The 13,931-nt window shown below is 68.3% G+C and carries 13 protein-coding genes; 6 read left to right on the top strand and 7 right to left on the bottom strand.

What is annotated here, in order from left to right; genetic code table 11:
- Positions 1-4 precede the first annotated feature (4 nt).
- Together choW and choV are read left to right on the top strand one after the other, a co-directional pair.
- Positions 5-844, top strand: coding sequence for a choline ABC transporter permease subunit (gene choW / locus DR046_RS18390; RefSeq protein WP_115383843.1), 840 nt, complete (start codon positions 5-7; stop codon positions 842-844).
- Complete coding sequence (gene choV / locus DR046_RS18385) at positions 841-1,866, top strand: choline ABC transporter ATP-binding protein (protein WP_115383842.1); 1,026 nt, start codon at positions 841-843, stop codon at positions 1,864-1,866. Before choW ends, choV begins: the two co-directional genes overlap by 4 nt.
- On the opposite strand, the gene ntrX is transcribed toward choV, so the two are convergent.
- The 5 genes from ntrX to dusB all read right to left on the bottom strand — a co-directional run bounded on the left by ntrX (position 1,863) and on the right by dusB (position 9,021).
- The gene (gene ntrX / locus DR046_RS18380) at positions 1,863-3,266 is read right to left on the bottom strand and encodes a nitrogen assimilation response regulator NtrX (protein WP_115383841.1); all 1,404 of its coding nucleotides are present in this window, start codon (positions 3,264-3,266) and stop codon (positions 1,863-1,865) included. The two genes, choV and ntrX, sit on opposite strands and share 4 nt — an antisense overlap.
- Positions 3,263-5,488 (bottom strand): sensor histidine kinase NtrY-like, encoded by a 2,226-nt coding sequence (locus tag DR046_RS18375; protein WP_115383840.1) that lies wholly within the window; start codon positions 5,486-5,488, stop codon positions 3,263-3,265. Before DR046_RS18375 ends, ntrX begins: the two co-directional genes overlap by 4 nt.
- 75 nt (positions 5,489-5,563) lie before the next feature.
- Entirely contained in the window at positions 5,564-6,931 is a 1,368-nt protein-coding gene (locus DR046_RS18370; RefSeq protein WP_115383839.1) for a response regulator, read from the bottom strand.
- A gap of 15 nt (positions 6,932-6,946) precedes the next feature.
- Positions 6,947-8,023, bottom strand: coding sequence for a two-component system sensor histidine kinase NtrB (locus DR046_RS18365; RefSeq protein WP_115383838.1), 1,077 nt, complete (start codon positions 8,021-8,023; stop codon positions 6,947-6,949).
- Entirely contained in the window at positions 8,020-9,021 is a 1,002-nt protein-coding gene (gene dusB / locus DR046_RS18360; RefSeq protein WP_280652855.1) for a tRNA dihydrouridine synthase DusB, read from the bottom strand. The genes DR046_RS18365 and dusB overlap by 4 nt, the downstream gene beginning before the upstream one ends.
- Before the next feature lie 197 nt (positions 9,022-9,218).
- Between dusB and DR046_RS18355 the strand changes: the two genes are divergently transcribed.
- From DR046_RS18355 to DR046_RS18345, 3 genes are read left to right on the top strand one after another with little or no spacing between them, the layout of a single operon-like run.
- Entirely contained in the window at positions 9,219-10,346 is a 1,128-nt protein-coding gene (locus tag DR046_RS18355) for a bifunctional 2-C-methyl-D-erythritol 4-phosphate cytidylyltransferase/2-C-methyl-D-erythritol 2,4-cyclodiphosphate synthase (protein WP_115383837.1), read from the top strand.
- Positions 10,343-10,822 (top strand): phosphatidylglycerophosphatase A family protein, encoded by a 480-nt coding sequence (locus tag DR046_RS18350; RefSeq protein ID WP_115383836.1) that lies wholly within the window; start codon positions 10,343-10,345, stop codon positions 10,820-10,822. The genes DR046_RS18355 and DR046_RS18350 overlap by 4 nt, the downstream gene beginning before the upstream one ends.
- Positions 10,819-11,280, top strand: coding sequence for a CinA family protein (locus tag DR046_RS18345; protein WP_115383835.1), 462 nt, complete (start codon positions 10,819-10,821; stop codon positions 11,278-11,280). The genes DR046_RS18350 and DR046_RS18345 overlap by 4 nt, the downstream gene beginning before the upstream one ends.
- Here DR046_RS18345 and DR046_RS18340 read toward each other — a convergent pair.
- Positions 11,271-11,714, bottom strand: a complete 444-nt coding sequence (locus DR046_RS18340) for a type II toxin-antitoxin system RatA family toxin (protein ID WP_115383834.1) — start codon at positions 11,712-11,714, stop codon at positions 11,271-11,273. The two genes, DR046_RS18345 and DR046_RS18340, sit on opposite strands and share 10 nt — an antisense overlap.
- 70 nt (positions 11,715-11,784) lie before the next feature.
- Between DR046_RS18340 and hpt the strand changes: the two genes are divergently transcribed.
- On the top strand, positions 11,785-12,318 hold the full coding sequence (hpt, locus tag DR046_RS18335) for a hypoxanthine phosphoribosyltransferase (protein WP_115383833.1): 534 nt from the start codon (positions 11,785-11,787) through the stop codon (positions 12,316-12,318).
- A 2-nt stretch (positions 12,319-12,320) separates the two neighbouring features.
- Here hpt and DR046_RS18330 read toward each other — a convergent pair whose 3' ends face one another.
- The gene (locus DR046_RS18330) at positions 12,321-13,931 is read right to left on the bottom strand and encodes a hypothetical protein (protein WP_115383832.1); all 1,611 of its coding nucleotides are present in this window, start codon (positions 13,929-13,931) and stop codon (positions 12,321-12,323) included.

Here is a 13,931-nt window from a genome sequence, read left to right as displayed (position 1 = left end):
CCCCATGCTCGAATGGCTCACCGACCATAAGATTCCCGTCGGCCGCGTCAGCGCGAGCGTGTTCGACTGGCTCCAGGACAACTTCTTCTGGGCCTTCGACAGCCTCTCGATCGCGATGGAGACGATGATCGACGCGATCCTCTGGGTCCTGCAGTCGCCGCACCCGCTGATCGTCGTCGCCGCCTTCGTCGCGCTGACCTGGCTGCTCCGGCGCGACTGGAAGACCTGCCTCTTCATCGCGCTCGGGTTTCTGTTCATCCTCAACCAGGGCTATTGGGAGGAGACGACCGAGAGTCTGACATTGGTCCTGTCTGCCTGCGTCGTCTGCATGGCTCTCGGCGTGCCGATCGGCATCGCGGCGGCGCATCGCCCGCGGCTCTATGCGACGATCCGGCCGATCCTGGACCTGATGCAGACCCTGCCCACCTTCGTCTACCTGATCCCGGCCATCGTCTTCTTCGGCATCGGCATGGTGCCCGGCCTGATCGCGACGGTGATCTTCGTGCTGCCCGCGCCGATCCGCCTGACCTATATCGGCGTGGTCTCGACGCCGACGCCCCTGCTCGAGGCCGCGCGCGCCTTCGGGGCGCGCCCGAACCAGGTGCTGTGGAAGGTCGAGCTTCCCTACGCGCTGCCGCAGATCATGGTCGGGCTGACGCAGACGATCATGCTGTCGCTGTCGATGGTGGTGATCGCCGCGCTGGTCGGCGCGGACGGGCTGGGCGTGCCGGTGGTGCGGGCGCTCAATCAGGTTAACACAGCGTTGGGCTTCGAAAGCGGCTTCGTCATCGTCGTACTCGCGATCATGCTCGACCGGATGCTCGGACGTGGGGATCGCAAATGACAGCCGTTCGGTTCGACGCCGTCTCGATCGTCTTCGGCAACGCGCCGGAGCGAGCCTTGCCGCTTATGGATGCCGGGATGGACCGGGCGGAGATCCAGGGCGAGACCGGGCAGGTGCTCGGCGTGCATGATTGTTCCCTCGAGGTGGACGAGGGAGAGATCCTGGTGCTGATGGGGCTGTCAGGTTCCGGAAAGTCGACCTTGTTGCGCGCCGTCAACGGCTTGAACCCCGTCGTGCGCGGCGAGGCGCTGATCAGCGACGGCGACCGCATGGTCTCGGTCACCCATGCCTCTCCGCGGGAGCTGCGGCGGCTGCGCCAGACCCGTGTCGCGATGGTCTTTCAGCAGTTCGGCCTGCTGCCCTGGCGCAGCGTGCGGGACAATGTCGGCCTGCCGCTGGAGTTGGCCGGCGCCAAGGGCGACGAGGCACGGCGCCAGATCGACGCGCAGCTCGACCTCGTTGGCCTTTCGGACCGCGCCGATGCTCTGGTCGGAGAGCTTTCCGGAGGGATGCAACAGCGCGTCGGCCTCGCCCGCGCCTTCGTCACGCAGGCGCCGATCCTGCTGATGGACGAACCGTTCAGCGCGCTCGATCCCCTGATCCGAAGCCGCCTTCAGGACGAGCTGCTGGATCTGCAGCGGCAGCTGAAGCGCACCATCATCTTCGTCAGCCACGATCTCGACGAGGCCTTCAAGATCGGCAACCGCATCGCGATCATGGAGGGCGGCCGGATCGTGCAATGCGGGACCCCGCAGCAGATCATCGCCGTGCCGGCCAATGCCTATGTCGCTGATTTCGTGTCGAACATGAACCCGCTCGCGGTGCTGCGCGCCGAGGACGTGATGGGCGAGGCGGTCCCGGCCGGGACCGCCCTTCCCCATGACGCACCGCTGGAGGACGTGATGCGGCGCCTCATCGACACGCCCGGACCGGTCGCCGTCACCCGCGACGGCGCGCCGGTCGGCGCGATCCGGCGGGACGACGTGCTGCGCGGCCTGCTCGAGCCGCGCGGCAAGGCTTAGGCTGCGTTCTCGTCGACCCGCGCGATGCGCGATCCGCCCCGCGCGGAGGTCACGACGCCCAGCGACTTCAGCTTCCGATGCAGCGCCGACCGCTCCATCCCGACGAAGGCCGCGGTGCGCGAGATGTTTCCGCCGAAACGGTTGATCTGGGTCATCAGATACTGCCGCTCGAACAGTTCCCGCGCGTCGCGCAGGGGGAGCGAGGCGAGGCTGCCGGACAGCGTCATCTCGTTGCTGTCGCCCCCGCCGTCGCTGGCCGTGGGCAGCTCCGTCGGCTCGATGGGGCCGGTCCCGTCGCCCAGGATGAGCACGCGCTCGATGACGTTCCGCAATTGTCTGACATTTCCCGGCCAGCGCATCGTCTGAAGCAGGGCCTTCGTCTCCTCTGACAGCTCGCGGAGCGGCAGGCCCTGGGTCTTGTTGAGCGCCGAGATGAAGTGATCGGCCAGCACCGGAATGTCGTCGCGGCGATCCTCCAGCGAGGGCACGGCGATCGGGACGACGTTCAACCGGTGGAACAGTTCCTCGCGGAAACGACCGGCCCGGATCTCGGTCTGCAGGTCGCGGTTCGTCGAGGAGATCACGCGCAGGTCGACCTTGATCTTGTCGGACCCGCCGACGCGGGTGAAGGCCTGCTCGACCAGCACGCGCAGGATCTTGGACTGCGTGCCGAGCGGCATGTCCGCGACCTCGTCAAAATAGATCACGCCTTCATGCGCCTGCTCCAGCAGGCCGGGCTCGATGCCGCGCTCGGCACTTTCACGACCGAAGAGAACGGCTTCCATCCGCTCCGGCTCGATGCTGGCGGAGGAGACGGTGACGAAGGGGCCGCTGGCGCGGTTGGAATGGGCGTGGACGTAGCGCGCGGCGACCTCCTTCCCCGATCCGGCGGGCCCCGTCAGCATGACGCGCCCGTTCGAGTTGGTGACCTTCTTCAACTGCCCCGTCAGCGTCTTGTAGGCAGCGGACTGGCCGATCATCTCGGCGGCGACGGCGTCCTTTCGGCGCAACTGGCTGTTTTCGTGGCGCAGCCGCGAGGCTTCCATCGCGCGTCCGACCACCACCATGAGCTGGTCGATGTTGAAGGGCTTCTCGATGTAGTCGTAGGCGCCCTGCTTGATCGCGGCGACGGCGATCTCGATATTGCCATGGCCCGAGATGATGATGATCGGCACATCCGGATGCGAGCGGCGGACGGATTTCAGGATGTCGATCCCGTCCATGTCGCTGTCCTTGAGCCAGATGTCGAGGATCATCAGCGCCGGCGGCTCGTCCTCGATGGCCTGCATGCATTGCTCGGACGTGCCTGCAGTCCGACAGCTATACCCTTCATCTTCAAGGATATCCGAAATCAGGCTGCGGATGTCGGACTCGTCGTCCGTGATCAGAATGTCGCTCATTTGCCTTGCACCTCCTCGATGAGCGGTAGGCGGAGCACCGCCTCCGCACCTTTGTGCCCGTCCGCCCCGGCGGGGGCGTCGCGCAGTTCCAGGGTTCCGCCGTGCTCTTCCACGATCTTCTTGACGATGGGCAGGCCGAGACCCGTCCCCTTTTCTCTTGTTGTTACATAGGGTTCGAACAGCCGTGCCCGGTCCGCCGGCAAGCCGATGCCGGTATCGGCGATGCGCAGCACGGCCATGCCGTCCTTCACGCTGAGGATCACGCGGATCCGACGCTCAAACTCTCCCGCTCCTCTCGATTCAATTGCTTCGCCGGCGTTCTTCACGAGATTCGTGAAGGCTTGTCCAAGCAGCGTCTCATCGACATCGGCGAGGACCGGTGTCTCGGGGATGTCCGCCTCGATCTCGATCGGGTCGAGCGCGGCCCGCTGCAGGGTCACCGTGTCCCGCGTCAGCTGCGCGACGTCGGCCCTGCGCCGGTTCGGCTCCGGCATGCGGGCGAACTTGCTGAACTCATCGACGATGCGCCGCAAGTCGTTGGTCTGGCGCACGATCACGTCGGTCAGCTCGCCCAGCTTGACGGCGCTTTCCGGCTCCAGCTCGCGCCCGAAGCGGCGCTTGAGGCGCTCCGCCGAAAGCTGGATCGGGGTCAGCGGATTCTTGATCTCATGCGCGATCCGCCGCGCGACGTCGCCCCAAGCCGCCATCCGCTGTGCGCTGACGAGGTCGGTCACGTCGTCGAAGGCGACGACGTAGCCTTCGGGTGTGCCGTCCGTCCCGACACGGGTCGCGATGCGGACCAGCAGGCTTTCCTGCTTGCCGTCGCGGATCAAGCGGAGCTCTTCCTGAACGGCGTCGCCGCGCCCCTTCACCAGCTTGTTGAAAAGCTGCTCGAATTCCGGGACGACCTCTTTCAAATCGCGCCCGTATTGCGCGCCGCCGTCGAACATCAGCATCCGCTGGGCAGAGCGGTTGGTGAAGTCGACCCGCCCCCCCGCGTCGAGCCCGATCACCCCGGCGGTGACCGAGGAGAGCACGCTGTCGAACAGCCGGCGGCGGCGCTCGGTCTGCTGGTTCGTCTCGACCAGGGCATCTCGCTGGCCTTTCAACTGCCGGGTCATCTGGTTGAAGATGCGGCCGAGCATGGCGATCTCGTCCTCGCCCCGCTCCTCCGGCACGCGCACATCCAGATCGCCCTGCCCGACCCGCTGCGCGGCACCGGCGAGCTGCCCGACGGGGCGCGACAGCCGCTCGGCGATCCACAGGCCGGCCCAGGTGGCGGCGAGGATGAGGATCAGCGCGAAGCCCAGATAGAGCAGCCCGAACTCGAACAGCAGACGCCCGCGATCCTGCTCGAGCTGCTGGTAGAGTTGCGCGGTCGCCTGCGTCTCGTCGAGCAGCGCGAGGATCTCGCCATCGACGGCGCGGGTCACATAGAGATAGCGGTCGGGATAGGCGGCAAGGCGAAGAAGGGCGCGGAACTCGTTGATGCCCTTGTCTTCCATCAGGACGACCTGGCCGGCCTCGGCCTGCAGCAGCGCCTCCTCGGAGACCTGCTCGAAGTCGAACAGGTAGGACCGGTCGCCGCGCGCCCGGATCTCGCCGCTGCCATCGATGACAAAAGCCTCCTGCAGGCCGCGCTGCACGAGATCCTGCCCCTGGCCGAGCAACTGGCGCAGGTCGCCGTCGTCGAGGAAGAAGGTCTGCCGCTTTGCAGCGTTGAGGAACCCGGCCAGACCGCGCGCGTCCTCGATCAGGTCGTCGCGATGTTCCTGGGCGTAGGCCTCTGCCGCGGCAACGGAATTGCCGAGCGCGTCGCGCACCCGATCGGAGAACCAGCCTTCGAGCCCCATGTTGATCGTGATCGTCGCGAAGACCGCGACCAGCACGGTCGGGATCAGCGCCATGCCGGTGAAGACGCCGGTCAGCCTCAGATGCAGCTGCGATCCTGCGGAGCGGGCGCGGCGCGCGGCGACCATCGCCGTGACTTGCCGGACGACGAGCGCGGCGATGACCAGGATGTAGACCAGGTCGGCGAGCAGGACGGCACGAAGCACGGTCGTGCTCGATCCCTCGTCGCGCAGGCCTAGGGCCACGAAGGTCACGACCACGAGGACGGGCCCAAGGACCACCAGGATGGGTGTGGCCAAGCCCTGCAACTGCTGCCGGCCGCTCCACAGGAACGTCCGGAGTTGCGCCTCGGAGAATGCCGAAGACCGCAAGATCGCCTCGATTCAATGTCCTACTGCGCGATCTTGTGTCGGATTTGTCTCCGATCTGCCACGCCTGTGATGTTTCTACATCAACTTGCGGCGCCTTGTCACGAGAATATCGAGATCCGTGATCTTTTTGCGAAGCGTGTTCCGATTGATGCCCAGCAGATCGGCACATTTCGCCTGGTTGCCGCCCGTGGCATCCAGCGCGATCTCGATCAGTGGCGCCTCCACGTCGCGCAACACGCGCTGGTAGAGCCCCGGTGCCGGCAACTCTCCGCCGTGCAGGTCGAAATAGCGTCGGAGATGTTTCTCGACGGCTTCCGAGAGGTTCTTGCCGGAGATGTTCGCGCTCGGCCCGGCGGCGGCAGGGGCGTTGCCTGTGACGGCCTCCACCTCGGCCCTTGTGATCTCTTCGGCGGGGCTGGTCGCGACGAGGCGGCGGACGACATTCTCTAGCTGGCGGACGTTCCCGGGCCAGGGGTGGGAGCGGATGAGTCCCATCGCCTCGGTGCTGAAGCGGCGCAACGTTCCGCCGTCGCGTTCCGCCCGGCCCAGGAAATGCATGGCGAGAAGAGGGATGTCGTCGACCCTCTCGCGCAGGGCGGGGACGTCGATCTGCGCGCCCGACAGCCGGTAGTAAAGGTCGGATCGGAAGCCGCTGTCGAGCCGCTGCTCGAGGTCGACCTGCGACGTCGCCATCACGCGCGGTCCCGAACCGCCGAGCGCGTCCAGCATGCGGACGACGCGGCCCTGCGAGTCCGGGTCGAGATCGCCGACCTCGTCGAACAGGATCGAGCCGCCCTTGGCCCGCGCGATCAGATCGGCCGGGCCGTCGAAGCCCGACAGCTCCGCCGCCGTCGCCGTGACGAAGGGCAGCGTCCGACGGTCCGAGAAGTCGTGGATCGCACGCGAGATCAGGGACTTGCCGGTCCCGCTCTCGCCGGTGATGAGCACGGGCAGATCGGTGTTCATCACGCGCGCGACCAGGCGGTAGAGCGACTGCATGGCCTGCGTCCGGCCGACCATTGGCAGGTCGTCTCCGCCGACGGCAATCTCGGCCGCCTCGGCGCTGGCCGGCGGGGGCGTCTTGCGGTCCAGCGCGCGCGAGGCGCGTTTCATCAGGTCCGGCAGGTCGAAAGGCTTGGGAAGGTAGTCGTAGGCATCGGCCTCGGTGGCCTGGATCGCCGTCATGATCGTGTTCTGCGCGGAGATCACGATCACGGGCAGCCCGGGCCGCGAGCGCCCGATCTTCGGCAGCATGTCGAGCCCGTTCCCGTCCGGCATCATCACGTCCGAGATCACGAGATCGCCCTTCCCCTCCTCCACCCACCGCATCAGCGTCATCAGGCTGGAGGTCGCGTGCACCTTGCACCCGGCACGGGTCAGCGCCTGGGTCAGGACGGTTCTGATCGTCCGATCGTCGTCGGCAACGAGGATGGTGCCGTCCATTGCGTGCTCCTTATTTCAATGCGATACGAGGTCTTCTTCAGTCCGATCGGGCCTTGCCATCGGCAGCGACAGGCGGAAGGCGGTGCGGCCCGGAACGCTGTCGACCGAGATCCAGCCGCCGTGCTCGTGGACGATCTTCGCGACCAGGGCGAGGCCGAGGCCGGTGCCGTTCTCACGGCCGGATACGAAGGGTTCGAACAGGTTGCCCATCATCTCCGGCGGCACGCCCGGTCCATCGTCGACGATCTCGACCTGCAGCGGGACCGCGTCGCCGCTGCCATCGGGACGGCGGACGCGCAGCGAAAGCTCGTAGAAGGTGCGGATCGTGATCTTGCCGCCCTGGGCGCCGACCTGCGCGGCATTTTTCAGCAGGTTCAGGAAGACCTGCTGCAACTGGTCGGGATCGGCCATCGTAAGGGGGAGCGAGGGGTCGTAGGCCTCTTCGATGGTCATGTGCGCCGCGAAGCCGACCATGGCCGAGCGACGGGCGCGGTCGAGGACGTCGTGAAGGTTCACCGCCCTGCGCTGCGGGGGTCTGAGATTGCCGAACTGCTCGACCTGGTCCAGAAGCTTCACGATCCGCCGGGTCTCGGCGACGATAAGTTCCGTCAGTTCAAGGTCATCCTTCGCGAGGTTCATGCTGAGCAGCTGCGCGGCGCCGGTGATACCGGCGAGCGGGTTCTTGATCTCGTGCGCAAGCATCTCGGCCATCCCGATGGCCGAGCGCGCGGCCGAACTGGAGGATCGACCGCGGTCGACCCGACCCGCGATGTCCTGCGGCGCGATCAGCATCAGCACGTCGGCGCCAAGCGGCGAGATATGCACGTCGCAGCGCAGGCTCGGCCCCGGACCCAGCCGCAGCGCACTGTCGTGCAGCGTGAGCGGGGCGTCGTTGCGCCGAACCCGGGCCGTGGCTGGCAGCAACCCGCCCTCGACCTCCATCAGGCCGGCGATCTCGGCCCCTTCCAGGGTCTTGCTCGAGCGGTTGAAGAAGCCTTCGCCGGGGCCGTTCACCGCCAGCACGCGATCCTCGCCATCGACGATCAGCGCGGGAATGGCCAGCGCATGCCAGACCGGGCCCGGATCGATCATGCCGCCTGCCTTTCGGGGGCGTCCAGCGCCTCGGACAGAAGGCCGGGCACCTGCGCCGCCTCGGCGGTCAGCACTGCACGTCGCAAGGCAGGGCGCGTGCCGGCATCGTCCATGTACCAGCCCAGATGCTTGCGCGCGGCGCGGGCCCCGTGAGGGCCGTAGAAGTCCAGCATCGCTTCGTAATGATCGCGCACCAGCGCGACCAGATCGGGTCCGGCGGAGGGCCGCGCGGCGCCCTGCCCGGTCAGCGCCGCCGCGATTGCCGCGCAGGCCCAAGGCCGTCCCTGGATGCCGCGCCCGATCATCACGCCGGCCGCGCCCGACTGGCGGAGGGCCTGCCGGGCCGTCCCGGCATCGACGATGTCGCCATTGGCCAGGACCGGGATCCGGACGGCCTCGACGATTTCCCGGACGGCAGCCCAGTCGGCGGAGCCCTTGTAGAACTGGCAGCGGGTGCGGCCGTGGATCGTCAGCATGGCGACGCCCGCGTCCTCGGCGCGGCGGGCCAGCGCAGCCGTGTTCCGGCTGTCGTCGTCCCAGCCGAGCCGGGTCTTCAGCGTCACCGGCACCGACACGGCGCCGACCACCGCCTCGATCAGGCGCAGCGCATGGTCGTGGTCGCGCAGCAAAGCCGAGCCCGAGGCGCCACCGACGACCTTCTTGGCCGGGCAGCCCATGTTGATGTCGATGATCCGGGCGCCCTGCCCTTCCAGCATGCGCGCAGCCTCGGCCATCCAATGCGCCTCGCGCCCCGCGATCTGCACGGCGGTGCCCTCGGCCCCGGCGCCGATCTCGGCACGATCGCGGACGGAGCGCTTGGCTTGGACCATCTCACGGCTGGCGACCATCTCGGAGACGACGAGCCCGGCGCCGAACCGGCGGACGAGCTCGCGCATCGGCAGGTCGGTGATGCCCGCCATTGGGGCAAGGACGACAGGCAGCGTCACCCCAAGCGCGGCGAGGCGCGGGTCGAGATCGATCGCGGGATGGACGGTCACGTGCTGAAACCCTGTGCGTTTGACTACGGGATAGCGTTACCACCGAGCGAACGCAGGACGATACCGTGCTGAACGACGCATCCTGCGCCGTATGCCGCTTTTTTAGGCGCATTGGCGCCGCTCTGCCCGTCAGGTTGTCACCTGTGAAGCGGAGGGATAGGACGCTTGGAGACCTTTCCCCAGAAGCGCTTCCCTCCATGCCTCGTCCGACCGTTACCGTCCTGATCGTCGCTGCCGGTCGGGGACTACGCGCCGGGGGCGGCGTTCCGAAGCAATACAGAAGCTTGCGCGGCGAAGCTGTCGTGACCCACAGCCTTCGCGCGTTCGAGGGCCATGTCGACGATGCGGTGCTGGTGATTCATCCCGACGATGCCGACCTCGCCGCGCGCGCCTGCCCCGGCACGAGGGCGGTGCCCGGGGGCGACACCCGCGCCGCCTCGGTAGCGGCGGGGCTTGCTGCTGTGCGGACCGAGCGCGTGCTGATCCATGATGCGGCCCGCCCGCTGGTGCCGGACGCGGTGATCGCGCGGGTGATTGCGGCCCTGGACGAGGCCGAAGCCGCCGCGCCCGCGCTCCCGGTGACGGATGCGCTCTGGCAGGGCGGCCGTGTTGTCACCGGGCTGCAGGACCGCACAGACCTATTGCGTGCGCAGACGCCGCAGGGCTTCCGGACCGAGGCGCTGCGCGCCGCCCATGCCGCCTTCGAGGGCGAGGCGGCGGACGACGTCGCCGTGGCGCGCGCGGCGGGGATCGAGGTAAAGGTGGTCGCAGGGTCGGAGGACAACCTCAAGATCACCGGCCCGGAGGATCTTGCCCGCGCCGAGCGGCTGATGCGAGGGGATGCGATGGATCTGCGGGTTGGGAACGGCTTCGACGTGCACCGGTTCGGGCCGGGCGACCACGTCATGCTCTGCGGCGTTCGGGTGCCGCATGGGCGTGGTCTGCAAGGCCATTCCGATGCCGATGTGGGGCTCCACACCATCGCCGACGCGATCTACGGCGCCTTGGCCGAGGGCGATATCGGGCGGCACTTCCCGCCCTCCGACCCGCAGTGGAAGGGCGCCGAGAGCGGACAGTTCCTCAGCCACGCGGCCGGCCTCGCCCGCGCGCGGGGATTCGCCATCGGAAACATCGATTGCACACTGATCTGCGAGTTCCCGAAGATCGGCCCGCATGCGGCGGCGATGCGCGCACGGGTGGCCGAGCTGACCGGCGTCGCGGCCGACCGGGTCTCGGTGAAGGCGACGACGACGGAACGGCTGGGCTTCGCCGGGCGCGGCGAGGGGATCGCGTGCCAGGCGACGGTCGCGCTGGTGCGGGCATGATCGCGCGATTGGTCGGCACCGTCTTCGGCGCGGGTTATCTGCGACCTGGGCCCGGCACCTGGGGCACGCTGGCCGCGCTGCCGCTGGCGTGGATCTTCATGCAGGGCGGCGCGCTTTTCTTCACGGTCGCGACGGCCTTCGTGCTGCCGCTCGGCGTCTGGGCCACGCGGAAGATGACGGACGGCCACCCGGAGCACGACCCGTCCGAGATCGTCATCGACGAGCTGCTGGGCCTCTGGATCGCGCTGATCCCCATCGCCTGGGGGGCGCAGAATGCAGGGGTGGCGGTGGAGCGGCTCTGGCCCGGATGGCTCGCCGCCTTCGTCCTGTTCCGCCTGTTCGACATCTGGAAGGTCGGACCGGTCGGGTGGGCGGACCGGCGCAACGACGTCTGGGGCGTGATGCTGGACGACGCCATCGCAGGCGTGATGGCGGCGGTCGGGGTGATGATCCTCGCCGCACTGGCGCATCTGTGACCGCGCGCGCCATCCTCGAGGCCGCGCAGGGCCGGACGATCGCCACGGCGGAAAGCTGCACCGGAGGCATGGTCGCCGCCGCGCTGACCGACCCGCCGGGGTCGTCGGCAGCCTTCCTGTGGGGCGTCGTGACCTACTCCAACGCGGCCAAGATCGACCTGCTGGGCGTGCGCGCCGCGACGCTGGACGCGGTCGGCGCCGTGTCCGAGGAGGTCGCGCGCGAGATGGCCGAGGGGGCAAGGGCGCGCTCCGGCGCCGACATCGCGGTCGCGGTTACCGGCATCGCGGGCCCCGGCGGGTCGGAGACGAAGCCCGAGGGCCGCGTCTGCTTCGGCCTGGCGACACCGGAGAGGACGGGGGTCGAGACCGTCGAGTTCGGGGCGCGCGGCCGCGGCGCCGTCCGGGCGGCAGCCCGCGACCACGCGCTGGCGCTGATCCTGAGTGCGCTTCAGCCGTAGAGTGTGCGCGCCCGCTTCTCGAAGGCGGCGACGACGCGCTGCATCGCCTCGTTGAAGACGGCGCCGGCCACGGTGCCGATGATCTTGTTGCGGAACTCGAAATCGACCCAGAAATGCACGCGGCAGCCGTCCGGCAGCTCCTTGAAGGTCCATTCCGACTGGAGATGCCGGAACGGACCGTCGAGATATTCCGTCTCGATCCGCTTCTCGCCGGGCCAGAGCGTCACCTTCGAGCCAAAGCTCTCGCGGAAGACCTTGAACGAGATCACCAGGTCCGCGAGCATCACCTCTCCCTCCGGTCCCCCCTCGCGGGAGCGGATGCGCGCCGCCGCCGTCCAGGGCAGGAACTTCGGATAGGAGGCGACGTCGGCCACCAGGTCGTACATCTGCTGCGGCGTGTAGGGCAGGTCCCGGGTTTCGGAATGTCGGGGCATGGGCGGCTCTTGGTCGGTCAACGTTCGCGTGTTAACGCCCGACATGCCGCAGCGGTCCCGGGGGAGCAAGATGGCCGACGACTACGTGATCGACACGATGATCTCTGCCAAGACGATCGCGGCGCGGATCGAGGGGCTCGCCCGCGAGATCGAGGCGCGCTTCGCGGGCACCGACAAGCTGGTCGTCGTGGGCCTGCTGCGCGGCTCCTTCGTCTTCATCGCCGACCTCGTGCGGGAGCTGGACCTTCCGGTCGAGGTCGACTTTCTCGAGGCGTCTTCCTACGGGGACGGGATGGAATCGAGCCGCGAGGTGCGCATCCTCAAGGACCTGCGCGGCGAGATCGGCGGGCGCGACGTGCTGGTGGTCGAGGATATCGTCGACACCGGCTTCACCCTGAGCCACGTCCTGCACCTGCTGACGTCGCGCCAGCCGGGGCGGCTGGAGACGATCGCCCTGCTCGACAAGCCCGCGCGGCGCGAGGTGGACATCAAGGCGACCTGGACCGGGTTCGAGATCCCGGACGAGTTCGTCGTGGGCTACGGCATCGACTACGCCCAGCGGAACCGCAACCTGCCCTATATCGGGAAGGTGCGGTTCACCTGAGGTCAGTGGAGGCCCATCCGCGCCTGACGCAGGCGGTGCAGGTCGTCGGGCGTCATCTCGACCACCGGATTGCCGAGATAGTCGAACTTCGGCGTCTTTCCCATCTGGCGGAAGAAGCTGGTGAACAACGCCCCGGTCACGGCGAGGCCGATAACAACGTTCATCGCATGGGGCGCGATGTAGAGAAGCGTGGGGTGATACTTCTCGTCGACCAGAAGCGAGATGGCGGTCGGCACGACCGGCCGGACCACGAGCCCGGCGCCGAGGATCAGGCCCGCCTTCACCAGGCCGCCCAGAACGTGGCGCGGCGCGACGACGTTCCGGGGCAGCAGGTACGGGACGGCCAGGAAGGCGCCCGCCACGCCGTAGGCGATCAGCGCGTGCAGCGGCTCGAAGCCGTAGCTCAGCGCGCGCTGCGGCAGATCGCGCCCGGCCTCCATCATCTGCCAGAGCAGATATGCGGTGCCCAGCAGGCCGAGGCCCAGCAGGCGCAGCACCAGCCAGTCGGCCGCGACGTAGAGCTTCATCATTCCGCCCATCGCGGGCAGCTTCGGCTCGGGAAGGCGTGCGGCGCGCAGGTCCTTCTTCTTCTTTTGGACCTCCGGCATGTCGGAGGCGGCGGAACGGGCCGCATGGGGGCGGAGCGGCGGCTCGCCGTCCTCCGCCACCTCGGTCGCTTCCGGCAGGCCGCGGGGGCGCGCGACGAAGGCGAGGACCGAGAGGGTGCCGAGCACGATCCCTGTCCCGACGACGACGGCGTCCCGGTGCTCGAGCACGGACTGGATCAGCGGTGCCCCGATCGCGGCGCGGGGATCGGCCATGATCAGCAGGTAGACCGGGAGGAACCAGTAAAGCGCGGCCATGATCGCCGGCACGGCGAAGAAGAGCTGCGCGAGGATGTTCTTCCATTCGAGCGGCACGTGGAAGGCGAGGCTGCGCGACATCGGCACCGGCAGGACCATCATCGCGGCCAGGATCGGCATCGCGATCATCAGCGCGCCGGTCTTGCGCCCGTCGAAGATGAAGACCTGCCAGACGGAGCCCCCGGTGAAGAAGTCGTGGCTGAGCCAGAGGACCGGCACGAGAAGCGCGATCCCAACGAGGCGAATGGCGACCCAGTGGCTCCAGCCGAAGGCCCGGGCCGCGGGCGTGAGCAGCGAGGGATCGGCGCGGACCGCAGCGCCCTGAGCGGCCTGCTTCCTGCGGTCCCTGTTCAGTGATGGCCCCATCGCCGCGAGCGGCAGGATGAAGATTGCGTTGAGCAGGCCGAGGATTCCCAGGGGCAGGATCGGCAGGACGCTCGCGTTGCTCTGGAGGGGGGAGAGGATGAGGAGTGCCGCGACCGGCCCGATCAGCGACAGGATGACCGCGGCCAGCAGGGCGCCGAATCCGCTCAGCAGCGATTCCGGCTCGCGCAGGAAGCCGGGCGACATGCGCCGGGACAGCAGGATCCAGCCACAGACGATCATCGCGAGGCCGGAGGCGAGGCCGGACGGGATCAGATCACCGGCCAGCCCGGTGGCAAGCAAGGCCAGCACCCCGGCCAGGACCTGCGTCCCGCCGAGAAGCCTCAGGAAGAAGCGCCACGCGGCGCCCGAATAGAAGAACCCCAT

The sequence above is a fragment of the Jannaschia formosa genome, from assembly GCF_003340555.1.
In the GTDB taxonomy this organism is placed as follows: domain Bacteria; phylum Pseudomonadota; class Alphaproteobacteria; order Rhodobacterales; family Rhodobacteraceae; genus Jannaschia; species Jannaschia formosa.
Note: the sequence above shows the minus strand (reverse complement) of the source record. Positions and strands in the feature narration are given on the sequence as shown.